The following is a 25,699-nucleotide window of genomic DNA, read 5'->3' as shown; positions in this document are numbered from 1 at the left end:
CGGTGAAAACTGCTGTCAGTCCGCCAGGAGCTGGCGCGCCATCACGATCCGCTGGACCTGGTTGGTGCCCTCGTAGATCTGGGTGATTTTGGCGTCGCGCATCATCCGCTCCACCGGGTAGTCCCTGGTGTAGCCGTACCCACCCAGGATCTGCACCGCGTCCGTGGTGATCTCCATGGCCGCGTCCGAGGCGAAGCACTTGGCCGCCGCCCCGAAGTAGGTCAGGTCGGCGTCCCCGCGCTCGCTCTTGCCGGCCGCCACGTAGGTCAGCTGCCGGGCCGCCTCGAGCTTCATGCCCATGTCGGCGAGCATGAACTGCAGGCCCTGGAACTCGGCGATCGGCTTGCCGAACTGCTTGCGCTCCTTGGCGTACCCCAGCGCGAAGTCCAGCGCGCCCTGCGCGATGCCCACAGCCTGCGCGGCGATGGTGACCCGGGTGTGGTCGAGGGTCTTCATCGCGGTGGCGAACCCGGTGCCCTCGGCGCCGATGATCCGGTCGGCCGGGATCCGCACGTTGTCGAAGTAGACCTCGCGGGTCGGCGAGCCCTTGATCCCGAGCTTCTTCTCCGGCGCGCCGAAGCTGACGCCCTGGTCGGACTTCTCCACCACGAACGCGGAGATGCCGCGCGAGCGGGCCGACGGGTCGGTGACCGCGAAGACCGTGTAGTACTCCGACACCCCGGCGTTGGTGATCCACCGCTTGACGCCGTTGAGCACCCAGAAGTCACCGTCCCGGACGGCCTTGGTGGTCATCGACGCGGCGTCCGAGCCGGCGTCGGGCTCGGAGAGGCAGTAGGAGAACATCCCCTCGCCGGCGGCGACCTTCGAGAGGTACTTGCGCTTGAGCTCCTCGGAGCCCGCGATGATCAGCGGCATCGTGCCCAGCTTGTTGACCGCGGGGATCAGCGAGGAGGACGCACAGGCCCGGGCCACCTCCTCGATCACGATCGCGGTGGCGAGCGCGTCCGCGCCGGCGCCGCCGTACTCGACCGGGATGTGCGGGGCGTGGAAGTCGGAGGAGCGCAGTGCGTCGTACGACGCCTTGGGGAACTCTCCGGTCTCATCGGCCTCGGCGGCGTTCGGAGCCACCCGGGCGTCGCAGACCTCACGGACGGCGGCGCGGATGGTCTCGTGGTCCTCCGGCAGCCGGTAGGCGTCGAAATCAGACATGCTCCATTGCCCTTCTCTTCCTTCAACAGTCCCGTCCGCAATGTTACTGGCGCGTAGCGTACGCCGGGCAACGGAACCGCACTGTGCCGAATATCGCCACCGACAGTGCTCGGACGAGCTCACTGCCGGGTTCGGGGCCGTTTCAACAGATCTCCACCCGCTTGAGGCTGTTCTAATGAGGTGTCATACCGGCATGCTCTAACTACTGAGCGACACGCTGGCAGGAGGCCCCGTGGCGAAGGCTGACGAGCCCGACTACGCAGATGAACTGGCTCGCATCGACGCCTCGATAGCGGCGCTCAAGGTGCAGGACATGGCGGCGGCCGGCACCCGGACGAAGATCGCCAGTCAGTTGCAGGCCGCGCTGTTCCGGCGGGACATCCTGGCGCACGCGCAGAAGCAGAAGGTCGGCAAGTCCCGGCGCCCCGCCACGGCCACCCGTGGCCGGTCCGGTGGCGCCGAGGACTTCCCGCCACCGCCGCCACCGGGCGCCCGCCCGGACGGCCCGGAGGAGCCACCACCGGGACCGCCGCGGACCGCGTCACGCCGTCCGGCCGGCGACGGCCCGGAGCCCGCCGGGGTGCGCCGCCCGCCGAGGCCGCCGATGGCGCCGCTGGAGCACGGCCCGGAGGCCTCCACCCAGTCGGTGCAGAACATCCTGCTCGGCCTGGGCGCGCTGCTGATCGCGCTGGCCGCCGTGGTGTTCGCCGGGGTGGCGTTCAGCAACCCGGTCGCCCGGGCGGTCATCCTGGCCCTGTTCACCGCGATCGCGCTGAGCGTGGCGCCCGGCGTGGCCCGGCGCACCCTGACCTCGACCGCCGAGACGATCGCCGCGATCGGCCTGATCCTGCTGCCGATGACGCTCTACACGCTGCACGGCAGCGCGCTGGCCGGTGGCGCCGAGGTGGCCACCCCGCTCTACCTGGGCATCACCTTCGCGATCACCGCGGTGGCGAGCTTCGTGTACGCGGGCGCCACCCGGCTGGCCATCCCCCGCTACGCCACGGTCATCGCCACCCAGCCGGTCGCCCCGCTGCTGGCCTACCCGTGGATCCAGAGCCCGGCCGGCTGGGGCCTGGCCCTGACCGCGGTGGCCGCCCTCGACCTGCTGCTGCTCACCCGGGTGATCCGGCGGGGCCGGTTGGTGCCGCGCTGGCCGCTGGGCCGGCCGGACGCCGCCGACCGGGCCGCCGCGGCCGAGGCGGACGGCGACGGTTTCACCCGCCACGAGGGTGACCCGGATCCGGCCGACCCGTCGTCGTACGCCGCGGATGCCCCGCCCCGGCCGGAGTCCCATCCGGAAGAGCCGGATCTGATCATTTCCGGTCTGAATCGCCCGCGCCGACGCTGGATCCCGACCCGGATCTTCCCCGGCCCGCGCCCGGCCGGCGCGCCGGCCGCCGGTTCCGTCCCGCTCGCCGCGCCGGTCGAGCCACCGTCCGCGGACTGGCTGCGCGAGCTGACCTTCGCCCTGCTCTGCTTCGCCTGCGCGGGCGCGCTGCTCTACTCGTCGGCGGCGTTGCTGCAGGCCCACGCGGTGTCGGACGCGCTGCGCTCCGGTCTGATCCTGATCGCCGCCGCGCTGACCGGCGTCGCCGCCGCCAAACTGCTCGACCACACGCTGGAACGGCACATCGCCAACGGCATCCTCGTCCTCGCGGTGATCGGCGCGGCGGCCCGGGTGGCCGCCGTGGTCGACCCGGACTGGACACTGGTGATCGCGGCCGCCACGGTGGCGATCGCCGGCGCGGTGATCGGCCTGCTGCCCGAGACGGTCCGCCGCGGCCCGCAGTACGCCTCCGCGGCCGCCCTCGGCCTGATCGGCCTGCTGGTCGGGATCGACGCGATCCGGGCCGCGATCGCCCCGGTGGCCGCGGCCCGCCCGGTCTGGCAGGTGGACAGCGCCGACTACGCCCGGGTGATGGCCGACGCGGTCGGCCCGGCCGGCTGGCTGCTGGCGTTCGCCGCGCTGCTGGTGACGATCGCCGCGGCGCTCGCCCTGCCGGCCCAGATCCGGCACGAGAGCGCGGTGGCCGGCATCGCGATGACCGCCCTGGCACTGCCCGCCTCACTCGGTCTGGCCTGGTCCGAGGCGCCCTGGCCGCTGGTGCTGGCGTCGATCGGGCTGGGCGCGGCCGGACTCTGGTCGAGCACCCGCCGGATCGCGATCGCGCACGTCGCCGCGGCCGGGGTGGTCGGCCTGTTCGGGGCGGGCGCCTCGCTGGCCGCCTGCTGGCTGACCGCCGCGGTGCTGACCGCGCTGGCCGGCGCCGGCGTGATGGTCACCTTCGCGGCCCGGCAGCTCCAGATCCGGCTGTTCGCCTGGGTGATCGGCGACTGGGCGTCCGGCGCGGCGGCGCTGGCCATCCCGGGCGCCGCGGTCACCGCCGCGCTCGCCGTCTCGGACACCGGTCAGGGCCCGCCGCCGACCACCGGGGTGATCGTCCCGGCGCTGGCCGCCGGCTTCCTCGCGGTGGCCGGCACGCTCAGCTACGCGGCGGTGTTCCAGGTGGCCCGCCGCGAGATCAGCTTCCCGCTGACCGCCGGCACCGGCCTGGGCGCGCTGGCGCTGGCCGCGGCCGCCCTGTTCGCCCCGGGCCGGACCATCGCGGATCTCTGCGTGGGCGCGCTGCTGCTCGGCGCGGCGCTGCTGCTGTTCTTCGCCAAGAGCATCGACACCCGCGGCCGCACCGATCGGATGATGGACGGCCCGGACCTGGCCGCCGCGGCCGCCACCGTCGCGATCTGCGGCGCGCTGGCCCGGGTCGCCGCGCTCGCCTTCCCGAACGCCCCGCTCGCGGTGGCCGGCGTGGTGGTGCTGCTCGTCGGCATGGGCGTGACCGTGCTGCTCGACGAGTGGAAGCGCGGCCCGGCCCGCGGCCTGGGCATCGCCGCTCTGGTGGTCGCCGGGCTGGCCGGCTGGCAGGCGGTCGGCGGCAGCCTGCGGATCCTGTCCGCGCCCGGACCGCTCTGGAACACCGACGTCGAGCACTTCGCCACCGCCGCGCCGCCGGGGGCCTGGCAGGCGCCGTTCGCCCTGGTCATGGTCGCGATCACGGCCGCCATCGCGCTGCCCCGGCCGTGGTCGCACTACGCCTCCGGGCTGTGCGCCGCGCTGGCCGCGATGGGCGCTCCCTGGGCGCTCGGGCTGCCCTGGTGGTCCCCGCTGCTGATCGGCGCCGCGGTGGCCACCGCGTACGCCATGGCCGCCCTGGCCACCAGCGAACCGCAAGCGGCCCGGGCCCGCGCCGTCGTCGCCGCCGTGGTCCTGCTGCACACCACCGCGGTCGGCCTGGCCCGCCCCTGGTCGACAGGCCTGGCCCTGCTCACCGTGGTGCTGCTCGGCGCGCTGGTCGCGGCGACCGCCCGGATCCCGCTGCCGTCCGCCGACCCGGACGAGGTGCTCGTCACCCCGGAGGGTTTCCGGATCCTGCCCGAGCATCGGGCGCAGGTCGGCGGCGCGGCCACCGCGGCGGTGCTGCTCGCGCTGCCCGGCACGTTCGCCGCGTTCTCCGCCGACCAGGGACACAGCGCCCAGGTCGTGCTGACCGCCGCGCTGGCCGGTTCCAGCGTCGGCCTGGCCCTGCTGGCCCTGTTCGGCCGGCACGTCCCGCAGTACCTTCCATGGGCCACCATCGGGCTGGTGCTCGGCGCCACCGTGACCGCGCTCGTCTCGGTGCCGACCGACTACCCGACGGCGTTGTACGCGGCGGCCGCCGCCCTGCTCGGTGTGCTCGCCGAGATGCTGCGCGGCGCCGTTCCCGCACCGCCGCGCCCGTCGGTGGTCAACGAGTTCCCGGACGGCGACATCCGCTACCACCGGGCCCGCCGGGCGCGTGGCGGCGGGCTGTTCCAGCGCTGGCTGAACGACCCGGCGACCGGTGCCGTGATGCTCGCCCTGCTGCCCACCATGCTGGCGCTGTTCTCGCTGGCCCCGGCCCTGCGCGCGGCGCTGCTCGACCCGCTGCGCCAGCTCGCCGCGGTCTGGGAGGGCCCGGTGCCGGCTCTGGTCAACCCGGCCGCCGGCAACGTCGACGCGACGAGCGCGCTGGCCGCGGTGCTGCTGACCGGGGCGGCCGCGCTGGCCGCGCTCGGGTTCGGCGGCCGCGCGGCCGAGACCGTGCCGGTAATCCTGCCCGGGGTGGCGCTCACACTGCTGATCACCCCGATCGCGGTGCACGCGCCGTTCCCGGCGGCGACCGGTGCGGCGCTGGCGGTCTTCACCATCTCGATGCTCGGCCTGGCGCTCACCCTGCCGCCGGTGGGGAGCCGGAGTCCGCTGCTGCGCGGCACCCGGTCCGTGGTGTTCGTGATCGGCCTGCTGGCCGGGGGTGCCGGGCTCTCCGGCAGCCTGGCCCAGGAAAACCTGACGGTGCTCACGCTGGGCGCCGCAGTGGGAGTGGGGCTGGTCGCCGCGGTGCTCGGGCGCACCGTCTCGGCTCGCCTGCTGGGCTGGTTGTTCGCCGCGCTGATGGGCCAGATGTTCGTGCTGGCCGGCGCGATCGCGCTGGGTCTCGACCGGCACTGGGCGGCGTTCGGGGTGCTCGCCGTCGGCGCCACCCTGCTGGCCCTGGAGTCGCTGCTCCCCCGGCTCGGCCTGGCCCAGTTCCGGGCCGAGGCGGTCACCGTGGAGTGGAGCGGTTACGCGTCCGCGGCCATCGCCGGCGCACTGGCCTTCGACTCACCGGCGCATCTGGCGGCGCTGCTGGCCGCCTGGGGTGCGGTGCTGGGCCTGACCGCGTCCCGCCCGGACCGGACGCCCAGCCAGCGGCGCGCGATGTTCTGGCTGGCGGTGGGCTTCGAGATCATCGGCTGGTGGCTGTTCATCGCGCTGGCCGAGGTGGCGCTGCCGGAGGCCTACACGCTGCCGTTCGCGGCGCTGGCGCTGGCCGTCGGCATCGTCGAGGCGCATCATCGGCCGGAGCTGAGCAGCTGGGCGGCGTATGGTCCGGCGCTGCTCGCCGCGTTCGTGCCGACCATCGGGATCGTGCTGGCCGGCGAGGGCGGTGACCTCCGCGAGGTGGTGCTGCTGCTCGGCGGCGTGGTCACCCTGCTGATCGGCTCGCGGACCCGTCAACAGGCGCCAGTGGTGATCGGCACGGTCGCCACCGTGGTCGCCGCGCTGAAGTTCGCCTTCAGCCTGGGCGGCCCGTGGCTGATGCTGGTCCCGGTCGGCGTGGTCCTGCTCTTCCTGGGCGCCACCAGCGAAAGCCGCCGCCGCGCCCAGGACCTGCGCAACGTCGTCTCCCAGATGCGATAAACCCTATTTGGTACGAAAAACGAGCGGCCGTCCGCAGGCTACGAGCCATGTCCCGTGACGGTCTCGCGCGACGCCCGCGCTGCGGTCCGGGCCGCAGCGCGCGTCCGGGTGGTCGGCTGGTTCTCAGGGGTGCCTCCGCAGCGCGGAGACACCCCTGAGGGCCAGCCAGAGCCGGGAGCCGCGTCGCGGTCTCAGCCGAGCAGTTTCGTGCGGAGAGCCGCGTCCTTCTCCTCGACCATCTTCTCCAGGCCCACCTGGAAGTCGGTCATCCGCTGACGCAGCACCGGGTCGGACGCGCCGAGGATCCGGACCGCGAGCAGCCCGGCGTTGCGCGCCCCGCCGATCGACACGGTCGCCACCGGCACACCGGCCGGCATCTGCACGATCGACAGCAGCGAGTCCATCCCGTCCAGGTGCTTGAGCGGCACCGGGACGCCGATCACCGGCAGCGGGGTGAGCGCGGCGACCATGCCCGGCAGGTGCGCGGCGCCACCCGCCCCCGCGATGATCGTCTGGATGCCGCGGCCGGCCGCCGACTCCGCGTAGTCCACCATCTTGCGGACCGTGCGGTGCGCGGAGACCACGCCGACCTCAAACGGCACCTCGAACTCGGCGAGCGCGAGCGCGGCGGCCTCCATGGTCGGCCAGTCCGAGTCGCTGCCCATGATGATGCCGACGACGGGTGCCATCAGTTGCCTTCCTGGAGCCACTGCGCGGCCCGCGCGGCTCGCGCGCGCACCTCGGTCAACGAGTCACCGAGCACGGTCACGTGCCCGATCTTGCGGCCCGGGCGGACCTGCTTGCCGTAGAGGTGCACGCGCGCGTCCGGGACGGCGGCGAACAGGTGGTGCAGCCGCTCGTCGATGGAGATCCCGCCGGGCTGCCCGCCCAGCACGTTCGCCATCACGACGACTGGGGCGGTCAGCGCGGTGGAGCCCATCGGATAGTCCAGGACGGCCCGCAGGTGCTGCTCGAACTGCGAGGTCCGGGCGCCCTCGATGGTCCAGTGCCCGGAGTTGTGCGGGCGCATCGCCAGCTCGTTCACCACGATGCCGGCGTCGGTCTCGAACAGCTCGACGGCCAGCAGGCCGACCACACCCAGCTCGGTGGCCAGGTCGATGGCGAGCTGCTGCGCGGCCAGGGCGAGGTCGTCGGAGAGGCCGGGTGCCGGGGCGATCACCTCGACGCAGATCCCGTCGCGTTGCACGGTCTCCACCACCGGGTACGCCGCGACCTGCCCGAACGGCGACCGCGCCACGAGCGCCGCGAGCTCCCGCCGCAGCGGCACCTTCTCCTCGACGATCAGCGGGATCCCGGTGGAGACCAGGTCCTCGGCCGCCTCACGGGAGCCGACCATCCAGACGCCGCGACCGTCGTACCCTCCCCGGGTCGCCTTGGCCACCACCGGCCAGGAACCGTCGGCGAACGCCTCGATCTCGGCGGCCGAACTCACCCGCGCCCAGCGTGGCACCGGCGCGCCGAGCGCCGCGAGGCGCTCCCGCATGAGGCCCTTGTCCTGGGCGAAGACCAGCGCCTTCGACCCCGGGAAGATCTTCACGCCCTCGGCCTCGAGCGCCTCGATGTGCTCGGTCGGCACGTGCTCGTGGTCGAAGGTGACGGCGTCGCACCCCTTGGCGAACTCACGCAGAGCAGCCAGATCGGTGTGCGTGCCGATAGGCACATCCGCCGCGACCAGCGCGGCACTGTCGTCGGGCTTCTCACTGAGCACACGCAGTGACTGGCCGAGGGAGATAGCGGCTTGGTGGGTCATCCGGGCCAGCTGGCCGCCACCCACCATGCCGACTACGGGCAGACCGGTTCGGGTATCCATCGCCCGCCCAGCCTAGCGACGCCCCAGCTCAACCCAAAAATCAACCCCTTTCCGGTACGGGGTGAGCGGCACAGGTGGCAATTAACATGGACGCATGAGCGCAGAGGCATTCGCCAGGTCCCTGCCGCGCACCGTCACGCTCACGGACCTGACCGCCATGATCGAGGCGGATGAACACGGCCACCGGTTCGAGTTGAGCGCCGAGGGGGCGATCACCATCACACCGCCGCCCGACACAGATCACGCCGGAATCGCCTCGGATCTTCAGTTCTGGTTGACCGGCGCGGGATGGCCAACGCGGCAGGTCCTGCAGGCCGTCGGCATCCGCATCCCCGGGCCGGACGGCGATGGCGGCCGGATTCCCGATCTGACCCTTTGGGCGCAGCGCCCGCAGGGCATCTGGCCGGCGCTCACCGACCTGCTACTCGCCGTCGAGATCGTGTCGCCCGGCTCCAGGTCCATGGATCAGGACACCAAAGTCAAGGAATACGCACGCGCTGGCATCCCCCGCTACTGGGTGGTCGACCGCGACGCGGCCAACACCGTGACGCTCTACCGGCTCACCGACGCCGGCATCTACGAGGCCGCGACCAAGATGCCGTTGGCGTGGCTGCTGCAAAGTTCCCCGGACGACCACCTGCCCAAGGCCGGCTGATCCGGCGTCACTGCCGGAGGCGGGCGACCAGGTCCTCCGGTGTGGTGACCGGGCGGTCGCAGACGAAGCCGCGGCAGACGTAGGCCGTGGCCCGCCCGCCGATCAGTGGCCGGTCGGCCAGCAGCGGCACCCCCGGCGCGTCCGGGGCGCCCACCACCACGACCGTCCCGGCCGGCGACTCCCGGTACGCCGCCGCCACCAGCGGATCGTCCGGGTCGTGGGTGGCGACCGCGATCTCGTACGGCCCGGTCACCGCCGCCTCGGCCACCATCGCGGCGTAGCCGGCGAACCGCGGGTGCCCCTCGATCAGCGGACCCACCGTCGCCAGCGCCGCGTCGGCCGCCAGCCGGTACGACGTCTCCCCGCTCAGCGCCGCGTACCCGACCAGTGCCGAGCACACCGACGCGAGGCCGGACGGGGTCGCGTTGTCGGTCGGATCGGCCGGCCGGGTGAGCAGCTTCTCGGCGTCGTCCGCGGTGTCGTAGAACCCGCCCGACGCCGTACCGAAATGGGCCAGGACGACGTCCAGCAACTCGCCCGCGGACCGCAACCAGCGCGGATCCGCGGTGATCTGGTGCACGGCGAGGAACGCCTCGGCCACGCACCCGTAGTCCTCCAGGACCCCGGCCGGATCACCGGCCGTGCCGTCCCGGGACACCCGGCGCAGCCGCCCCTCCACCACGTGCCGGTCGGCGAGCACCTCGGCCAGCTCCACCGCGGCCGACCGGGAGGCGGACGACCCGGTGAGCACCCCGTGCTCGGCCAGCGCGGTGATCGCCAGGCCGTTCCACGACGCGACCACCTTGTCGTCCCGGCCCGGCTGCGGGCGGAGATCGCGGGCGGCCAGGAGCCGGGCCCGGACGTCCTGCCAGCGGCTGATCAGCACCGGGTCGGCCGCGTCGATGTCCCGGCCGAGCACCAGCACGCTCGACCCGTGCTCGAACGTCCCGGCCGTGGTGACCCGGAACAGGTCGGCGGCCCACGCGCTGTCCGCGACCCCGAGCGCCGCGGTGAGCTGGGCCGGGGTCCACGCGTAGGTCAGGCCCTCGACCCCGTCGGTGTCCGCGTCCAGCGCCGAGGCCAGCCCGCCGGCCGGTGTGCCCAGGTCACGCAGCAGGAACGTGGCGGTCTCGTCGGCCACCCGGCGGGCCAGCTCGTCGCCGGTGAGCCGCCACAGCTGGGTGTAGACCCGCAGCAGCAGCGCGTTGTCGTAGAGCATCTTCTCGAAGTGCGGCACGGTCCAGTGCGCGTCGACGGCGTACCGGGCGAAGCCGCCGGCCAGCTGGTCGTAGACGCCGCCGCGGGCCATCTGCTCGCACGTGTGCCGGACCAGTTCCAGGGCTTCCGGCGAGCCGGTGCGCTCGTGGTGGCGGAGCAGGAAGAGCAGGTTCATGTGCGGCGGGAACTTCGGGGCGCCGCCGAACCCGCCGTACGTCTCATCGTGGTCCTCGGACAGCCCGGCGGTCGCGGCCGCCAGCATCTCCCCGGTGATCGCCGCGGTCGGGCCACCGACCAGCTGGGCGCCGCCGACCGCCTGGACCACCGCGGCGCCCTGGGCGAGCACACCCTCGCGCTCGTCGCGCCAGGCCTCGGCGACCGACGTGAGCAGCCGGCTGAACTGCTGCTGCGGGAAGTAGGTGCCGCAGAAGAACGGGTCGCCGCCGGGGGTCGCGAAGACCGTCATCGGCCAGCCGCCCTGCCCGGTCATCGCCTGGGTGGCGGTCATGTAGACGGCGTCCACGTCGGGCCGCTCCTCGCGGTCCACCTTGATCGCCACGAAGTCCCGGTTCAGCTGCTCGGCGACCGCCGCATCCTCGAAGGACTCGTGTGCCATCACGTGACACCAGTGGCAGGCCGAGTAGCCGACCGAGATCAGCACCGGCACGTCCCGACGGCGCGCCTCCTCGAAGGCCTCGTCGCACCAGGGCCACCAGTCGACCGGGTTGTCCCGGTGCTGCAGCAGATAGGGCGACGTCGCGCCGGCGAGGCGATTGGCCATCTGGAGTGCCACTCCTTGAACTCGATGTCACGGAACGTCCCGTGGCTCCCGAGTCTGGCACAGCCTCCACCCCGGAACGTCGGATCAAGGACAGCGGCGCGTCCGTCAGGCCGAGGTCGATGCGGAACCCGGCCGAGGCGAGGCGCGGCCTAGGAAGCGTCGTCCGCCTGCAGCGGGGTGACGTTGGCCGGGGCGGCCCGGGCCAGCTGGGTCAGTGCCTGAACGATCTTGTCGGCCGGCATCGGCCGGCAGAAGTGGTAGCCCTGCGCGGACGGGCAGCCCAGCTCGATCAGAGCGGCCCGCTGCTCGATGGTCTCGATGCCCTCGGCGACCACCCGCACACCGAGTCGCGCGCCGAGCTCGACCGCGCCGCGGACCACCGCGCCGGCCGCCGCCGAGTCGATCATCTCGTCGACGAACGAGCGGTCGATCTTGATTTCGTCGACCTGGATCCGGGTGACCGAGGACAGCGAGGAGAACCCGGTGCCGAAGTCGTCGAGCGACATCTGCACCCCGGTCGCCCGCAACCGGGCCAGCACCTCGTCCACGATGTCCCGCTCGCTGACCGCCACCGACTCGGTGATCTCCAGGACCAGGCGCGAGGCCGGCGTGCGGTGCCGGCGCAGCGCCTCGGTGACCTGCGCCGGGAAGGTCGGGTCGGTCAGGCTGCGGGCCGAGACGTTCACCGAGACCGGTACGTCGATGCCGGCCGCGGTCCAGTCCGCGGCCGAGGCCAGCGCCAGGTCGAGCACCCGCCGGGTGAACGGGATGAGCAGCTCGCTGCGTTCCACGGCGGGCAGGAACTCGGCCGGCGAGAGCTGCCCGCGCCGTGGGTGCCGCCAGCGGACCAGCGCCTCGCAACCGGTCGGCTCCGCGGTGACCAGGTCGACCGCGGGCTGCAGGTGCAGCATGATCTGGTCGTCGGCGGCGAACGCGTCCTGCAGCTCGGCGAGCAGCGCGAGCTGGTCGGTGCTGCTGGCGTCCTGACCGCTGTCGTAGGTCCCGACGGTCAGCCCCAGCTCCTTGGCTCGCCCGGCGGCCAGCGAGGCCCGCCGCAGCAGCTCGTTCACCTCGACGTGGCCGGCCTGGGCGACGACCGCGCCGACGGTCACCTCGACGGCCAGCCGGACCCCGGCCACCCGCATCGGCAGCCGCAGCTGCTCGACCAGCTCCCGGGACCGGCGCAGGGCCTGGGAGAGGGTGTGCGGCGCGCCGTGCGCCCAGCCGGCCGGGCCGGTCAGCGTGGTCAGGGCCGGCAGCATCAGCGCGAACTCGTCGTCGCCGGTGCGGGCGATCAGCTCGCCGGGGCGGGCCTGGTCGGTGAGGCGTTCGGCGATCAGGCGCAGCACCTCGTCGCCGCCGCGGTGCCCGAGCGTGCTGTTCACGTCCCGGAAGTTGACGACGTCGAGCAGCAGCAGGGCGACCGGGCGGTCCCGCTCGCCGGCGCGCAGCACCACGTCCCCCTCGGTCACCAGCGCGGCCCGGTTGATCAGGCCGGTCAGCGGGTCGTGCCCCCGGTCGTGCGCGGCCCGGGCGTCGAGTTCGACGATCCGCTGGTGGGCGGCCGCGTCGTGCAGGGCCCCGGCCAGCGCTTCGCCGTACGCCGCGATCGCCGTCTCGTCGTGCGGCACCGGCAGGGTCGGCTCGCCGAGCCAGACGGTGAGCTCGCCGACCGGGCGGCCGGCCACCGCCATGCTGCGGGTGACCGCCGGGCCGGAGCCGGCCATGTCCGGGTTCTGCCCCGGGCCGTCCTGGGTGTACCGGCGGTGGCCCTGCTCGCCGCGCAGCTCCAGCTCGGCCCGGCGGGCGCCGAACACGTCCAGCGCGCCGCGCAGCCCGGCCCGGGCCACCTCGGCCTCGCTGGCGCCGGGCATCCGGGCGGTGGCGGTGGCGAACGCCTGCCACATCCGGCGCTCCTCGGCGACCCGCAGGTGGAAACGGTATGTCCGGTGCAGCAGCCACAGCACCGGCCCGAAAGCGAGCAGCCAGAGCGGCTCGCTGACCATGGCGTACACCGCGCAGAGCCCGACGATCACGTTGCCGGTCGACATCGGCGCCTTGGCGTAGAGCACCTTCGCGGCCACCTGCACCGGCGAGGCGTCCCGCTGCAGGGTCAGGGTGAGCACCACCAGGCCGAAAGTGATCAGCAGATAGGTGAGCGCCCCGGCGACCAGGGCCAGGGCCAGCCGGCCGCTGCGCACCCCGGCGTCGCCGGCCAGCAGCGAGGTGACGAGGGTGGCCGCCGAGACACCGAGGGTCATCGAGGCGACCAGGTGGACGATCTCGGCGGGGTTGCGCAGCCCGGTCAGCCAGGCCAGCAGCAGCCAGGCCGCGCCGATGCCGGCCAGGGTGGCGGCCGGCAGCCACCCGGCCGGGCAGACCACCAGCCCGACCACCACGGCCGCCTCGGCCCAGCTCACCGACACCGCGTCCGGACCGAGCCGGAAGCGCAGGCCGGCCAGCTGGGCGATGGCGGCCAGCACGGCCGCGACGCAGGCGCCGTCGACAGGTGACAGCGGGCTGCCGGCGATCAGGCTCGGTCGCTGCAGGGCGCCGAGGAGCACGGCCGCCAGCGCGGCCAGCACGACGGTCACGGTCAGGATGCGGACCGGACGGGAGCGCCCGGCCAGAGTGGTCCACGCGCGACGCTGTGGCGAGGTTGGGACGCTCATGATCGCGCCCGGGGATGCAGCGCGATCGTGGCCCGGTGGCGCGGCCCGGAGAAGCGTCGGCACCGCGGCGCGATCGTGGCCCGGTGGCGCGGCCCGGAGAAATGCCGGGACCGCGGCTCGATCATGGACAGCACGGGACGATGCACGTGCAGATGCGTTTCGGAGAGTCGGCGCCGGACAGTGGTCATGTCGGCGCCCCCTTCCGCGCAGGGTCCAGGAGCCGTGTGGCCCCCGGGCGGAAGGCTAAATCAATCCCGATGAACACAACAGGGCTTGACGGCTGACGGCCCGCGGCACTCGCCGCCCGCCGCGAGCCGGAAAGCCAGCGCGGTGGGCGACGAGACGATCACCGTCCGGTCGTGCCGTTGTCCGATGCGGACTCACGTTTCTCGTCCGACACCGCCCCGACCTCGGCTTCCGCACTTTCGTCGACCTTGGTCGATCGACCCGCTTCGACACTGTCGGCCGGCTCGTCACCGGAACGCTCAAGATCAGCGTTGAGCCGGGCGATTTCCGCCACACGTTCGCGCTCGGCTCCGGCGTCGAAACTGTCGGGAAGCCGACGAATGCGCTTGTTCATGTTGCGGATCAACAGGACCGTCCCGATACACATCAGCACGATCAGGAACAGGCCCATCGGCCCGGCCAGACCGCCGTCACGGGTGTCCCCGAAGTTGTTGACCGCGATAATGTCCACGCCCCTCAGCGTACTGCTCAGGCGGCTTCGACCTTCTCCCGGATGCCCGCGAACAGGTCGGACTCCGGGATCGGGCTGTCGACGAGTGAGCGCGCCAGCTCGAAGTCCTCGGTCGGCCACACCTTCTGCTGCATCTCCAGCGGGATGTGGAACCAGAACCCGTCCGGGTCGACCTGAGTGGCGTGGGCGCGCAGCGCGTCGTCGCGGACGTGGAAGTACTCACCGCACTCGACCCGGGTGGTGATCTTGTCGCCCCGGTCGTTCCGGTCCGACCACTTCTCCAGCCACTCCGCGTACGGCGACTCCAGCCCGGCCGCGAGCATGCCCTCGTGCAGCGCGAGCATCCGCGCCCGGGTCCAGCCGGAGTTGTAGTACAGCTTCAGCGGCTGCCACGGCTCGCCCAATTCGGGGTAGAGCCCCGGGTCGCCGGCCGCGTCGAAGGCCGCCACCGACACCCGGTGGCACATGATGTGGTCGGGGTGCGGGTAGCCGCCGTTCTCGTCGTACGTCGTCATGACGTGCGGGCGGAACTCGCGGATCAGCTTGATCAGCGGCTTGGCCGCCTCCTGCGGGTCCTGCAGGCCGAAACAGCCCTCCGGCAGCGGCGGCAGCGGGTCGCCCTCGGGCAGCCCGGAGTCGACGAACCCGAGCCAGGCCTGGTCGACCCCGAGGATCTCGCGGGCCCGGTCCATCTCCTTGCGGCGGATGTTGGTGATGTCCGCCAGCACCTCGGGCCGGTCCATCTGCGGGTTCAGCACGCTTCCCCGCTCACCCCCGGTACAGGTGGCGACGAGAACCGACGCGCCCTCGGCGATGTATTTCGCCATGGTGGCGGCGCCCTTGCTGGACTCGTCGTCCGGGTGCGCGTGCACAGTCATGAGACGCAGTTGCTCAGCCACAGTTTCAGAACCCTCTCGACCAGGCCTGCCGTGAGCGGGCCGGGATCGGCTGCGAAGATGGACTCTGCCATTCTGGCCGATCCCAACGTCTACAACCGCACGAGAGGTCGACAGGTGAGCGAGACGCGCGCCACAACCCCGGTATTCCCGCCCGGCCGATACGGCCGACGCCGGGACGGCCGGCGGCGCAAACCGCTGACCCTGATCGTGGCGGCGACGTTGTTCGGCATCGTGGCACTCGGCGTAACGTGGTCATATTACCAAAAATTCGGTCAAACGAATTACAGCCCGGAGATCGTCGGCTGGAACGAGCCGACCGACGCCGAGATGGTGATCAAGTTCCGGGTCCGGGTGCCGGAGGGCGAGTCCGCCTCCTGCGCGCTGCGCGCCCGCGACTTCCAGGGCTACGAGCTCGGCACCCGGACCGTGACCGTGCCCGCGCCACCCGGCGGCGGCGAGGTCGAGGTGACCGAATCGGTGCCGACGACCGCCCGTGGCGTGGTCGGTGACGTGATGAGCTGCCGCCCCGTCGGCTGACCCCGGACGGGACATCGACCGACCCGGTGGAATGCATACCGCTGGTAAGGTTGGTAATTCGCTGCGTTCTGACGCGACTCATGTTGTGCACCGCCCGTACCAGCAAGGAGATCGATCGTGCCCAGTTCCGAGGCGCCGAAGACCTGGCTCTCCCAGGACGCTCACGACCGACTGCAGGCCGAGCTCGACGAGTTGATCGCCGGTCGGCCGGCGGTGGCTGCGGAGATCAACGCGCGGCGTGAAGAAGGCGACCTCCGGGAGAACGGCGGCTACCACGCGGCCCGTGAGGAGCAGAGCCGCCAGGAGGGCCGGATCCTGTACTTGAAGGAGTTCCTGCGCAACTCCGAGGTCGGCGAGGTGCAGGCCGCCGACTCGGTGGTGCCCGGCTCGGTCGTGACGATCTACTTCGACGACGACCAGAACGACACCGAGAGCTTCCTGCTCGGCTCGCGGGAGATCTCGTCGACCACCGACCTGACCGTCTACAGCCCGGAGTCGGCGCTCGGCAAGGCGATCCTCGGCGCCCGTCCCGGCGAGACCGTGACCTACACCGCGCCCAGCGGCTCCGACATCAAGGTCACCGTGGTCAAGTTCGGCGCCTTCGAGGGCTGAACCGCCCTCATCGAGCCGCAACGGCGAGCTCGCGGCGCACTCGTTCGTAGTGCGTGGCGAGCTCGTCGTCCATCCGGGCCTGTTCCGGCTCGGTGACGACCACCGCGGCCGGCTGTGCCGCCCGGGCCGCGAGCAGTCCGGCCCGCAGCCCGGCCGGCGGGTGGGTGCTGAAGAGCGACACCGCGGTACGCCGGTTGAGCTGCCGGTACGCCGTCACGTCGGCCGCCAGCCGGGATCGCGCCTGATCCGCCGCCGCCCGCCAGGCCGCCGCGCCCTGACCCGCCCGGGCCTCCCGCCGCACCACGGTGTCGATCGCGTCGAGGAGCAGGGACGAGTCCAGCAGCCGGATCGCCGCCGCGCTGCCGGCCGCCTTCGCCGCCAGTTCGTCGGCCAGGTACTCGGCCCGCTGGGAGTCACGCCGGCTGATCCAGACCAGCAGCAGGTGCAGCAGCAGGAAGAACTGGGCCGCGACCCGGGAGAGCAACTCCACCACCATGGTCACCAACCCGGTCCCCCGGCCCGGCCGCAGCAGGTAGGACACCTGCCCCAGCGTGTTCTCCGCGGCCTGGGTGAGCAGGCCCCGCCGGACGTCGCCGTTCACGAAGTGCCCCAGCTCGTGCCCGAGCAGGGCGACCCGCTCCTGCGGGTCCAGCACGCTCCACAGCGGCGCGCCCAGGCACAGCACCCGGCGGCGGCGCAGACCGGCCGTGGCGGTGAAGGCGTTGTGCTCGGCCGAGAGCAGCACCAGGTCCGGCACCGGCGCGCCGATCGCACCGGCCACCCGGTCGATCACCGCGAACAGGGCCGGCGCGGTGCTCCGCCCGAGTTCCTGCGCCTCCTCGCGGTACCGGGACAGCCGGCCCAGCCGCGGCCGGAGCACCACGGCCATCCCGATCAGCAGCGCCCCGATCAGGTTGATCGGGTTGACGACGTCATAGGTGAGCAGCCGGATCCCGACCACCAGCAGCGCGGCCACCATGGCGAGCAGCAGCACCGAGACGGTGACCGTGACGATCCGGGCCGCTGTCGCCGCCCGGCCGATCGACGGCGCGGCCCTGAGCTCGGCGTACTGCCGCTCGGTCAGCCAGAAGGCGGCCCGGAACAGCCGCCGGTCCAGCCACCGCCAGCCCAGCTCGGGCGCCCGCTGGTCCGGGTCGTACCGGTCCAGGTTCCACTCGCAGGCCGGGCACCACGGATCGGCGGACAGCTTGCTGATCGTCGTCGCGGCACACCGCGGACAGTTCTCCCCCGTTGACACGATGCAAGATCATCCATGTCTGGGTACGCCTGCGGCAACCCCGTTACGGTGTCGCGTCGGCCAGCAGGGAGACCCGGTAGCCGGCGTCGCGGAGCGCGCTGATCAGGGCGGACGAGTGGGCCGGGCCGCGGGTCTCCACCGAGAGCGCCACCTCCACCTCGCCGAAGCCCAGCCGCGGGCTCTGCCGGGAGTGCACCACGTCGACGATGTTGGCCCGCTGCTCGGCGATCTCGCGCAGCATCCGGGCCAGCTGGCCCGGGCGGTCGGTGCAGCGCACCGCCAGCCGCAGGTAGCGCCCGGCCGAGGCGAGACCGTGTTCGATCACTTTCAGCAGCAGCATCGGGTCGATGTTGCCGCCGGACAGGATCGCCACCACCGGGCCGCCGTCGCGTGGCGGCGTGTACGCCCCGGTGAGCAGGGCGGCCACCGCCGCGGCGCCGGCCGGCTCGACCACCATCTTGTGCCGCTCCAGCAGCACCAGCAGGGCCGCCGACAGGTCCTCGTCGGTGACCGTGACGACCTCGTCGACGAGCTTGGCGACGTGCGCGAAGGTCAGGTCGCCGGGCCGCATCACCGCGATGCCGTCGGCGATGGTGGCGACCGCCGCCAGCTTCTGCGGTGAGCCGGCCGCCAGCGAGGGCGGGAACGCGGCCGCGCCGCTGGCCTGCACCCCGATCACCCGCAGGTCGGGGCGCAGCGCCTTGGCCGCGACCGCCATCCCGGAGATCAGCCCGCCGCCGCCGACCGCGGTGACGATCGTGCTCGCCTCCGGGCACTGCTCCAGGATCTCCAGCGCCAGGGTGCCCTGCCCGGCGATCACGTCCGGGTGGTCGAACGGGTGGATCAGCACCGCACCGGTCCGGGCGGCGAAGTCGTGTGCCGCCTCGAGGGCGTCGTCGACGCTGGTGCCGGCGTACTCGACGGCCGCGCCGTACCCCTTGGTCGCGGTGACCTTGGGCAGCGGCGCGCCCTCCGGCATGAAGACGGTGGCCTGGATGCCGAGCAGGCCGGCCGCGAGCGCCACGCCCTGGGCGTGGTTGCCGGCACTGGCCGCCACCACCCCGCGGGCCCGCTCCTCGGCGGTCAGCCGGGCGATCCGGGTGTACGCCCCGCGCACCTTGTACGACCCGGCCCGCTGCTGGTTCTCGCACTTCAGCCAGACCGGCACGCCAGTGATCTCACTGAGCGGCCGGGAGGTCACCAGCGGCGTCATCTTGACGATGTCGCCGAGCAGTTTCCGAGCCGCTTCGACGTCGGCCAGGGACAGCAGGTCGCTCATGAGCACCCATCGTGCCACCCGCGCTCCGGCTGGTCCTCAGGGGTGACTCAACGCTCACGAGACACCCCTGAGGGCCAGCCGGAGACCGGGAGCGACGCAGACTCCGGGACCGGAGCGGGTCAGACCAGGGCGTGGCGCTGCCAGGGGTTCTGGACCTCGAACTGGCCGGCCACCGCGAGCAGCAGCAGCTCCGAGTCGGGCGGGCCGACCAGCTGCACGGCGAGCGGCATCCCGTCCGGCCGGAAACCGACCGGCACCACGATGGCCGGCAGCCCGGCGAAGTTCCACGGCGCCTGGTACGGCGCGTACTCGGCGTTCGCCCGCATGTTCCGGTACCACGGGATCGCTGAATACTGCAGGGCCAGCGGCGGCGCGGTGGCCAGCGCCGGGGTGAGCAGCAGGTCCACGTTGTGGTCGGCGAAGAACCGGATCGAGCGGGCCCGCCAGGCGTCGCGCTGGGTCTGCCGGATCAGGCCGGCCCGGGTCACCGCCTTGCCGAGCCGGATGTGCCGCTGGGTGCGCGGCTGCAGCTCGCGCACGTTCAGGCCCTCGGAGTTCTTGTACGCACCGGCGAACCAGGTCGCCAGCACGCCGAGCGCGACCCCGTTGGGATAGCGGGGATCGGCGCTGACCGTGTCGTGCCCGGCGTCGACGAGCAGCTTCGACGCCTTGGCGACCGCGGAGACGTTCGGCTCGTCCGGCTTCACACCGGCGATCGGCGACCGCAGCGACACACCGACCCGCAGCTTCGACGGCTCGACGAGTTTCGCCGGGGACTGCCCGGCGAGCACGCTGAAGCCGAGCGCGGCGTCGGCCACCGTGGTGGTCAGCACGCCGTTCTCGACCAGGCCGAACCAGTCGTTGTCGCCGAAGTCGACGGGCACCACGCCCCGGCCGGGTTTGAGCCCGACCAGCCCGCAGCAGGCCGCCGGGATCCGGATCGAGCCGAGCCCGTCGTTGCCCTGCGCGATCGGGACCAGCCCGGCGGCCACCGCGGCGGCCGAGCCACCGGACGACCCACCGGGCGTACGGTCGAGGTCCCAGGGGTTGCGGGTGACGCCGTCCGGATCGTCGGTGACCGCCCAGAGGCCCATCTCCGGCATCTTCGTGACGCCGACGACCACCGCGCCCGCCCCGCGCAGCCGCCGGACCACCTCGTGGTCCACCTCGGCCACCTCGGGGGTGCGGGCCGCGGCCGAGCCGTGCCAGGTCTGCAGGCCGGCCACCGGGGTGTTCTCCTTGACCGCGACCGGCACGCCGGCCAGCGGAAGGTTCGCCAGGTCCTCCTGGTCGTCGACCTTCTCCGCCTCGGTCAGGGCCTCGCCGCCGCGCACCACCCGGAACGCGCCGAGCGATGGATCCGAGATGGCGATCTGCTCCAAGTGGTCGGCAACGACCTGGGTGGCGTTCGCGTCACCGCGCCGCACCGCCCGGGCGATCTGCTTGGCGGTGGCGCCCACCCAGGTCGTGCTGTCCATAGCGCAGAATCTCCCGCGTCCTAAGCTCCCTAACCGAGCGCCTGCTCCAGGTCGGCGAGCAGATCGTCAACGGTTTCGATGCCGACAGACAGTCGCACGAGATCGGCGGGAACTTCAAGCGCTGAGCCCGCAGCCGACAGATGTGTCATCTGGCCCGGGTGCTCGATCAGCGACTCGACTCCGCCCAGCGACTCGGCGAGCACAAAGAGCTTAGCCCGGTTGCAGATCTCGATGGCCTGGTCCCGGCCGCCGGCCGCGCGGAACGAGACCATCCCGCCGAAGCGGCTCATCTGCTTGGCCGCGGTCTCGTGACCCGGGTGGGTGTCCAGACCCGGGTAGAGCACGCTGGCGACCTTCTTGTGCTCGCTCAGGTACCCGACGATCCGCTCGGCGTTGTCGCAGTGCCGGTCCATCCGTACGCCGAGGGTCTTGATCCCGCGCAGGGTCAGCCACGCGTCGAACGGCCCGTTCACCGCACCCATCGCGTTCTGGTGGAACGCCAGCTCGTCGCCGAGCCCGGCGTCCGCGACGACGAGCCCGCCACCGACCACGTCGGAGTGCCCGCCCAGGTACTTCGTGGTGGAGTGGATCACCACGTCGGCGCCCAGGGTGAGCGGCTGCTGCAGGTACGGCGAGGCGAACGTGTTGTCCACCGCGAGCAGCGCGCCGGACTCGTGCGCCAGGTCGGCCAGCGCGGTGATGTCGGCGATGTTGAGCAGCGGGTTGGTCGGCGTCTCGGCCCAGATGATCTTCGTGAGGCCGGGGCGGATCGCGGCCCGCACCGCGTCCAGGTCGTCCAGCGGCGCGGCGGTCCAGGACAGGCCCCAGCGCTCGGCGACCTTCGAGAACAGGCGGTACGTGCCGCCGTAGGCGTCGTTCGGGATGACCACGTGGTCGCCGGGCCGGCAGACCGTGCGCAGCAGGGTGTCCTCGGCGGCGAGACCGCTGGCGAAGGCCAGCCCGCGGCGACCGCCCTCGATGGCCGCGAGGCACTCCTGCAACGCGTCGCGGGTCGGGTTGCCGGAACGGCTGTACTCGTAGCCGAGCCGTGGTGAGCCGACCGCGTCCTGCGCGTACGTACTGGTCTGGTAGATGGGTGGAACCACCGCGCCGGTGCGGGGGTCCGGGTCCTGACCCGCGTGAATGGCGAGGGTGTCGAACCCGTAATTATCGGCTGTCATGTTGCGCAAGGCTAGTCTCACCCTGTGGCGGACTGCGTGTTCTGTGGAATCGTGGCGGGAACCGTCCCGGCGTTCGTCGTCGCCGACGAGGAGGCCGGACTGGCGTTCCTCGACACCCGGCCGGTGTTCAAGGGGCACGTCCTGGTCGTCCCGCGCCCGCACATCGTCCAGCTGACCGAGCTGCCCGCGGCGCTGATAAGCGGATATTTCGGACTTGTTCAACGGGTGAGCGAAGCCGTCCCCACCGCCATGACCGCGACCGGCACGTTCGTCGCGATGAACAACCTCGTCTCCCAGTCGGTGCCGCACCTGCACACCCACGTCGTGCCACGCACCAAGGGCGACGGCCTGCGCGGCTTCTTCTGGCCCCGGCACAAGTACGCGAGCGACGACGAGGCGGCCGAGATCGCGGCGCGCATCGGCAAGGCCCTTCGGTAAGGCCCCTCGGTAAGGATTGCCGCCCTCCCGGCGTTACCGCTTGACGGACGAAGGGAGTGACCGTGTTCCTGCGGCACAAGAAGCTTGATCTGCCCACTGCCGAGACCGCCCTGCCGGGCCGGCTGATCTCGATGCCGGTCGCCGACAAGCACGAGGTCCTCGGCACCCCGCTCACGGGACCGTGGCCGACCGGCTACCAGGTCGCCGTGTTCGGGATGGGCTGTTTCTGGGGCGTCGAGCGGATCTTCTGGCGGCTGCCGGGCGTCCACTCCACCTCGGCCGGGTACGCGGGCGGTTTCACCGCGAACCCGACGTACGAGGAGGTGTGCTCCGGCACGACCGGCCACAACGAGGTGGTCCAGGTGGTCTTCGACCCCAGCCGGACCAGCTACGAGCAGCTGCTGAAGGCGTTCTGGGAGAACCACAACCCGACGCAGGGCATGCGCCAGGGCAACGACGTGGGCACCCAGTACCGCTCGGCGATCTACACCACCACCGACGAGCAGGCGGCCGCCGCCCGGGCGTCGCTGGCGGCGTTCCAGCCGGTGGTCAGCAAGGCCCGGCTCGGTGAGATCACCACCGAGATCCGGCCGCTCGGCGAGTACTACTACGCCGAGGACTACCACCAGCAGTACCTGGCGCCGACCAAGAACCCGAACGGGTACTGCAACCACGGCCCGAACGGGCTCTCCTGCCCCGTAGGCGTAGCCAAGACCGCCTAGCCAACGCATGCCACCGCGCTGTCGGCCCGGTGCCTCCGGGTCGACAGGCGTCCGAAATTCTGTACAGACTTCACGCCAGTTACTGCCTACACTTCGAGCATGACTTCCGTGCCTTTCACCGACGCGCGCAACCGCCTTTCGGAACTCATCGACGAGGTGGCCTCGACACATGAGCGGATAGAGATCACCAGGCATGGCCATGCTGCCGCGGTGCTCATCGCCGCCGACGATCTCGCGGCGTTGGAAGAGACTCTGGAGGTCCTGTCCAGCCCAGAGGCCATGCGGCAACTTGCCGAGTCCAGGGCAGCCGTCGAAGCCGGTGACGTCCTCGACGCCGACGAACTCGCCGCTCTGATGGCGAAGCGGTCGAAGCAGGCACGGTGACCCGACCGGATCCCGACCGCTACCGGCTTCAGGTCACCGGCCCGGCGGCACGCGCCTTGGACGGACGGCTGCCGGAGAAGATCGCCGCGGCCGCCTACGAGTTCATCACCACCGTGCTCCTCGACAATCCACATCGCGTCGGCAAACGACTACTTCTGCCGCCGTTCGAGGGCACCTGGTCGGCCCGGCGGGGCACGTATCGTGTCCTCTACGAGATCGACGAAGACAGCCGCGTCGTCACCGTGACGGCAATCGAACACCGTGCGGACGCGTACCGGCTGCGCTGACTCACACACGGGAATCAGTACCTCACCGTTCGCCGGAGTCGAAGAACCCGAACGGGTACGGCAACCACGGCCCGAACGGGCTGAGCTGCCCGGTCGGAGTAGCCACCACCGGGGGATGACCACGGTTCTGCCGCGCCGGAATTCCGGCGCGGCAGTGTTTTGTCCGCCGACATTCACGCCGTCGGGGTACAAAAATCGACATGTCCCGAAATCCCCCGCACACTCGAAAGGTGCAACGAGCGGGGGGTGGATCATGTCACCGAGCTTTTTCCATGACGACGACAATCGATTTCGTAATGCTGACGAACGCGACGCGTGCGCGCAGGCCGAAGCCATGCTGGAGCAGGCTCGGGCCATGATGCGCGAGGCCGAGAACGCGCTCGAGACCTGGAAGACCGGCAAGGAGATGAACCGGCTGCGCTGCGAGCGCCGGGGCATCGCGCCGACCGACGCGGAGATCCGCTGGTCGGCGTCAACACCCGCGAAGAACGCGATCACCAACAACAACTTCTACGTCTCGCTGGCGAGCATGTATTTCGAGGCGGCAGCGGCGAATTATTCACGCGCGCTCTATCTGCGCAGCCGGGGGACGGCGCGCATTTGAGCGTCCCTGCGTACGGGAAAAGGGTCAGCGATCCGGTGCGTCGTGCTCGGCGACCGGAGCGGCATCGGCCCGGGGTGGCGCGGCCTGCGCCGGGCTGATCGGCGCGACCAGCGCCAGACCGAGCACCGCGCCGGCGCCGATCAGGCGAAGGCCGGCGAGGGACACCTGGCGACGTTCCGACTTCTCCATGCAACCACTCCTCAAAACCGAGGTCCACAACTGCGGTCGGATCACCACGATGACAGCAGAACCTGAGACTCGGCTGTGTCAAAGCCCCTGCGGGGGGCACCATTGATCGGGTGGAGACCGCCACCGAGACCGAACGCAAGTACGACGTCCCCGAGACCTTCGAGCTACCCGACCTGACCGGTGCGGCCGGCATCGCCCGGGTCGACGGCGCCGAGACGCACGATCTCGACGCCACCTACTTCGACACCGAGGACCTCCGGTTGATGAAAAACCGGCGGACCCTTCGACGCCGGTCCGGCGGCCACGACGCCGGCTGGCATCTCAAGACGCCCGGTGACGGTGACGGGCGCAAGGAGCACCGGATGTCCGGTGCCGGCGACGACGTGCCCGGCGAGCTGCGCGACCTGGTCCGGACCATCGTGCGGCGCCGCCCGCTCGCGCCGGTGGCCCGGCTCCGCACGCACCGGGTGGAGACCCCGCTGCTGGACAAGAAGGGCCGCACCCTGGCCCTGATCGCCCAGGACCAGGTCCGCGCCGACTCCGGCGACGATCACAGCGCGTGGCAGGAGATCGAGGTGGAACTCGTTGACGGTGACGAGAAGACCCTCGACGCTGTCGAGAAGGTGCTGCTCAAGGCGGGTGCCAGCCTCGCGGCAGGTCCGTCCAAAGTGGCCCGTGCGCTGTCCGGCCGGCTCGAGACCGATCGGCTCGAGGCCGACAAGATCAAGGTCAACCCCGTTTCCCGGTACGTCCGGGAGCAGCGCGACGCGATCACCGGCTACGACCCTGCCGCCCAGCGTGGTGAGGAGGAGGCCGTTCACAAGATGCGGGTCGCCACCCGGCGGCTGCGCAGCACCCTGAAGAGCTTCCGGCGGTGGTTCCCGGAGAAGGACGTCACCGAGCTCAGTGACGAGCTGCGCTGGCTGGCCGGCATGCTCGGCGCGGTCCGTGACCCGCAGGTGCTGGAACAGAAGCTGCTGTCCGGCATCAACGAGTCCGGTCCCGAGTTCGAGCCGGCCGCCCGGCGGATCCGCACCGCCCTGGAGCACCGGGTGGCCAAGGGTCGCGAGGAGCTGGTCACCGCCCTCGCGTCGGACCGCTACCTCGACCTGTTGGACCGGATCGACGCGCTGGCCGACCAGCCGCTGCCGGCCGACCGCACCCCGGAGCGCCGGGCCGGCAAGGTGCTCGGCAAGGCCGACGACCGGCTGGACGCCGCGGTCGCCAGCGGCGTCGACGAGGAGCTGCACGCGGCCCGCAAGAAGTACAAGCAGGCCCGGTACGCGGTCGAACTGGTCGCTCCGGAGTCCGGCAGACCCGCCAAGCAACTCGTCAAGGCACTGACCGCTCTGCAGGACGGGCTGGGCGCGCATCAGGACTCGTTCATCGCCAGGGAAACATTGCATGAAATCGGGCCGGACAGTTTCCATTTCGGCGTGCTCTACGGTCGACAGGAGGCTGTGGGTAAGGAGACTCTCGTCGCTGTCCCCGCACTGGTGCGGGCGTCACGGCGTAAGAGAGTCCGTCGATGGCTTGCAAAGGCGTGA

General features: G+C 71.9%; 22 protein-coding genes and 1 pseudogene. 11 read left to right on the top strand and 12 right to left on the bottom strand.

Going from position 1 to position 25,699, the window contains the following annotated elements; all coding sequences use genetic code 11:
* Positions 1-15 precede the first annotated feature (15 nt).
* Positions 16-1,170, bottom strand: coding sequence for an acyl-CoA dehydrogenase family protein (locus tag Apa02nite_RS15585; RefSeq protein WP_203825562.1), 1,155 nt, complete (start codon positions 1,168-1,170; stop codon positions 16-18).
* Between the two features lie 232 nt (positions 1,171-1,402).
* Here Apa02nite_RS15585 and Apa02nite_RS15580 point away from each other — a divergent pair, with 232 nt between their 5' ends.
* Entirely contained in the window at positions 1,403-6,430 is a 5,028-nt protein-coding gene (locus Apa02nite_RS15580) for an SCO7613 C-terminal domain-containing membrane protein (RefSeq protein WP_203825561.1), read from the top strand.
* Positions 6,431-6,621: 191 nt separating this feature from the next.
* On the opposite strand, the gene purE is transcribed toward Apa02nite_RS15580, so the two are convergent.
* Both purE and Apa02nite_RS15570 read right to left on the bottom strand, forming a co-directional pair.
* A complete protein-coding gene (purE, locus tag Apa02nite_RS15575) occupies positions 6,622-7,119 on the bottom strand; it encodes a 5-(carboxyamino)imidazole ribonucleotide mutase (RefSeq protein WP_203825560.1) in 498 nt (165 codons plus the stop codon).
* Complete coding sequence (locus tag Apa02nite_RS15570; protein ID WP_067688802.1) at positions 7,119-8,261, bottom strand: 5-(carboxyamino)imidazole ribonucleotide synthase; 1,143 nt, start codon at positions 8,259-8,261, stop codon at positions 7,119-7,121. Before Apa02nite_RS15570 ends, purE begins: the two co-directional genes overlap by 1 nt.
* A gap of 94 nt (positions 8,262-8,355) precedes the next feature.
* Between Apa02nite_RS15570 and Apa02nite_RS15565 the strand changes: the two genes are divergently transcribed.
* On the top strand, positions 8,356-8,916 hold the full coding sequence (locus tag Apa02nite_RS15565) for a Uma2 family endonuclease (RefSeq protein WP_203825559.1): 561 nt from the start codon (positions 8,356-8,358) through the stop codon (positions 8,914-8,916).
* 7 nt (positions 8,917-8,923) lie between these two features.
* Here Apa02nite_RS15565 and Apa02nite_RS15560 read toward each other — a convergent pair whose 3' ends face one another.
* The 4 genes from Apa02nite_RS15560 to mca form a co-directional block, all read right to left on the bottom strand.
* Complete coding sequence (locus Apa02nite_RS15560) at positions 8,924-10,915, bottom strand: thioredoxin domain-containing protein (protein WP_203825558.1); 1,992 nt, start codon at positions 10,913-10,915, stop codon at positions 8,924-8,926.
* 149 nt (positions 10,916-11,064) lie between these two features.
* Positions 11,065-13,587 carry a putative bifunctional diguanylate cyclase/phosphodiesterase gene (locus Apa02nite_RS15555; RefSeq protein ID WP_203825557.1) on the bottom strand — a complete coding sequence of 841 codons (2,523 nt, stop codon included), beginning with the start codon at positions 13,585-13,587 and terminating at the stop codon, positions 11,065-11,067.
* A 346-nt stretch (positions 13,588-13,933) separates the two neighbouring features.
* Positions 13,934-14,293 (bottom strand): hypothetical protein, encoded by a 360-nt coding sequence (locus Apa02nite_RS15550; protein ID WP_373872950.1) that lies wholly within the window; start codon positions 14,291-14,293, stop codon positions 13,934-13,936.
* A gap of 8 nt (positions 14,294-14,301) precedes the next feature.
* Positions 14,302-15,183: a mycothiol conjugate amidase Mca gene (gene mca, locus Apa02nite_RS15545; RefSeq protein ID WP_203825556.1), complete on the bottom strand. Its 882-nt coding sequence runs from the start codon at positions 15,181-15,183 to the stop codon at positions 14,302-14,304.
* A 114-nt stretch (positions 15,184-15,297) separates the two neighbouring features.
* On the opposite strand from mca, the gene Apa02nite_RS15540 reads away from it, so the two are divergent.
* Together Apa02nite_RS15540 and greA are read left to right on the top strand one after the other, a co-directional pair.
* Positions 15,298-15,720: a DUF4307 domain-containing protein gene (locus tag Apa02nite_RS15540; RefSeq protein ID WP_239164331.1), complete on the top strand. Its 423-nt coding sequence runs from the start codon at positions 15,298-15,300 to the stop codon at positions 15,718-15,720.
* Between the two features lie 117 nt (positions 15,721-15,837).
* On the top strand, positions 15,838-16,332 hold the full coding sequence (gene greA, locus Apa02nite_RS15535; RefSeq protein ID WP_067688784.1) for a transcription elongation factor GreA: 495 nt from the start codon (positions 15,838-15,840) through the stop codon (positions 16,330-16,332).
* A gap of 7 nt (positions 16,333-16,339) precedes the next feature.
* Here the strand turns inward: greA and Apa02nite_RS15530 are convergent, their stop codons facing one another.
* The 4 genes from Apa02nite_RS15530 to Apa02nite_RS15515 form a co-directional block, all read right to left on the bottom strand.
* A complete protein-coding gene (locus Apa02nite_RS15530; RefSeq protein ID WP_203825555.1) occupies positions 16,340-17,590 on the bottom strand; it encodes a M48 family metallopeptidase in 1,251 nt (416 codons plus the stop codon).
* Positions 17,591-17,633: 43 nt separating this feature from the next.
* Positions 17,634-18,869 (bottom strand): threonine ammonia-lyase, encoded by a 1,236-nt coding sequence (gene ilvA, locus Apa02nite_RS15525; protein WP_203825554.1) that lies wholly within the window; start codon positions 18,867-18,869, stop codon positions 17,634-17,636.
* 119 nt (positions 18,870-18,988) lie between these two features.
* Complete coding sequence (locus Apa02nite_RS15520) at positions 18,989-20,347, bottom strand: amidase (protein ID WP_067688774.1); 1,359 nt, start codon at positions 20,345-20,347, stop codon at positions 18,989-18,991.
* Between the two features lie 29 nt (positions 20,348-20,376).
* Positions 20,377-21,528: a cystathionine gamma-synthase gene (locus Apa02nite_RS15515; protein WP_203825553.1), complete on the bottom strand. Its 1,152-nt coding sequence runs from the start codon at positions 21,526-21,528 to the stop codon at positions 20,377-20,379.
* Between the two features lie 24 nt (positions 21,529-21,552).
* Here Apa02nite_RS15515 and Apa02nite_RS15510 point away from each other — a divergent pair, with 24 nt between their 5' ends.
* From Apa02nite_RS15510 to Apa02nite_RS15490, 6 genes and pseudogenes are all read left to right on the top strand, one after another.
* Positions 21,553-21,966 carry an HIT family protein gene (locus Apa02nite_RS15510; RefSeq protein ID WP_203825552.1) on the top strand — a complete coding sequence of 138 codons (414 nt, stop codon included), beginning with the start codon at positions 21,553-21,555 and terminating at the stop codon, positions 21,964-21,966.
* Between the two features lie 62 nt (positions 21,967-22,028).
* On the top strand, positions 22,029-22,688 hold the full coding sequence (msrA, locus tag Apa02nite_RS15505; protein ID WP_203825551.1) for a peptide-methionine (S)-S-oxide reductase MsrA: 660 nt from the start codon (positions 22,029-22,031) through the stop codon (positions 22,686-22,688).
* A 99-nt stretch (positions 22,689-22,787) separates the two neighbouring features.
* Positions 22,788-23,072: a type II toxin-antitoxin system Phd/YefM family antitoxin gene (locus tag Apa02nite_RS15500; protein WP_067688765.1), complete on the top strand. Its 285-nt coding sequence runs from the start codon at positions 22,788-22,790 to the stop codon at positions 23,070-23,072.
* Entirely contained in the window at positions 23,069-23,359 is a 291-nt protein-coding gene (locus Apa02nite_RS15495) for a type II toxin-antitoxin system RelE family toxin (protein ID WP_203825550.1), read from the top strand. Before Apa02nite_RS15500 ends, Apa02nite_RS15495 begins: the two co-directional genes overlap by 4 nt.
* A 38-nt stretch (positions 23,360-23,397) precedes the next feature.
* Positions 23,398-23,478: pseudogene (locus Apa02nite_RS52340) on the top strand (peptide-methionine (S)-S-oxide reductase MsrA); the annotation flags it as partial.
* Positions 23,475-23,963 carry a hypothetical protein gene (locus tag Apa02nite_RS15490; RefSeq protein WP_239164330.1) on the top strand — a complete coding sequence of 163 codons (489 nt, stop codon included), beginning with the start codon at positions 23,475-23,477 and terminating at the stop codon, positions 23,961-23,963. The pseudogene Apa02nite_RS52340 and the gene Apa02nite_RS15490, both read left to right, overlap by 4 nt.
* A gap of 24 nt (positions 23,964-23,987) precedes the next feature.
* Here the strand turns inward: Apa02nite_RS15490 and Apa02nite_RS15485 are convergent, their stop codons facing one another.
* Complete coding sequence (locus Apa02nite_RS15485) at positions 23,988-24,152, bottom strand: hypothetical protein (RefSeq protein ID WP_198170745.1); 165 nt, start codon at positions 24,150-24,152, stop codon at positions 23,988-23,990.
* A gap of 110 nt (positions 24,153-24,262) precedes the next feature.
* On the opposite strand from Apa02nite_RS15485, the gene Apa02nite_RS15480 reads away from it, so the two are divergent.
* Positions 24,263-25,699 (top strand): CYTH and CHAD domain-containing protein, encoded by a 1,437-nt coding sequence (locus tag Apa02nite_RS15480; protein WP_203825549.1) that lies wholly within the window; start codon positions 24,263-24,265, stop codon positions 25,697-25,699.

Origin of the sequence: Actinoplanes palleronii (genome assembly GCF_016862315.1) — a bacterium.
In the GTDB taxonomy this organism is placed as follows: Bacteria; Actinomycetota; Actinomycetes; order Mycobacteriales; family Micromonosporaceae; genus Actinoplanes; species Actinoplanes palleronii.
This window is presented reverse-complemented; position numbering and strand designations above follow the sequence as displayed.

What these genes read in the sequence shown, in the direction of transcription:
- Apa02nite_RS15585 (WP_203825562.1), bottom strand. Translation starts at nt 1,170, where the DNA reads ATGTCTGATTTCGACGCCTACCGGCTGCCGGAGGACCACGAGACCATC.
- purE (WP_203825560.1), bottom strand. Translation starts at nt 7,119, where the DNA reads ATGGCACCCGTCGTCGGCATCATCATGGGCAGCGACTCGGACTGGCCG.
- Apa02nite_RS15570 (WP_067688802.1), bottom strand. Translation starts at nt 8,261, where the DNA reads ATGGATACCCGAACCGGTCTGCCCGTAGTCGGCATGGTGGGTGGCGGC.
- Apa02nite_RS15565 (WP_203825559.1), top strand. Translation starts at nt 8,356, where the DNA reads ATGAGCGCAGAGGCATTCGCCAGGTCCCTGCCGCGCACCGTCACGCTC.
- Apa02nite_RS15560 (WP_203825558.1), bottom strand. Translation starts at nt 10,915, where the DNA reads ATGGCCAATCGCCTCGCCGGCGCGACGTCGCCCTATCTGCTGCAGCAC.
- Apa02nite_RS15555 (WP_203825557.1), bottom strand. Translation starts at nt 13,587, where the DNA reads ATGAGCGTCCCAACCTCGCCACAGCGTCGCGCGTGGACCACTCTGGCC.
- ilvA (WP_203825554.1), bottom strand. Translation starts at nt 18,869, where the DNA reads ATGAGCGACCTGCTGTCCCTGGCCGACGTCGAAGCGGCTCGGAAACTG.
- Apa02nite_RS15520 (WP_067688774.1), bottom strand. Translation starts at nt 20,347, where the DNA reads ATGGACAGCACGACCTGGGTGGGCGCCACCGCCAAGCAGATCGCCCGG.
- Apa02nite_RS15515 (WP_203825553.1), bottom strand. Translation starts at nt 21,528, where the DNA reads ATGACAGCCGATAATTACGGGTTCGACACCCTCGCCATTCACGCGGGT.
- Apa02nite_RS15500 (WP_067688765.1), top strand. Translation starts at nt 22,788, where the DNA reads ATGACTTCCGTGCCTTTCACCGACGCGCGCAACCGCCTTTCGGAACTC.
- Apa02nite_RS15490 (WP_239164330.1), top strand. Translation starts at nt 23,475, where the DNA reads ATGACCACGGTTCTGCCGCGCCGGAATTCCGGCGCGGCAGTGTTTTGT.
- Apa02nite_RS15485 (WP_198170745.1), bottom strand. Translation starts at nt 24,152, where the DNA reads ATGGAGAAGTCGGAACGTCGCCAGGTGTCCCTCGCCGGCCTTCGCCTG.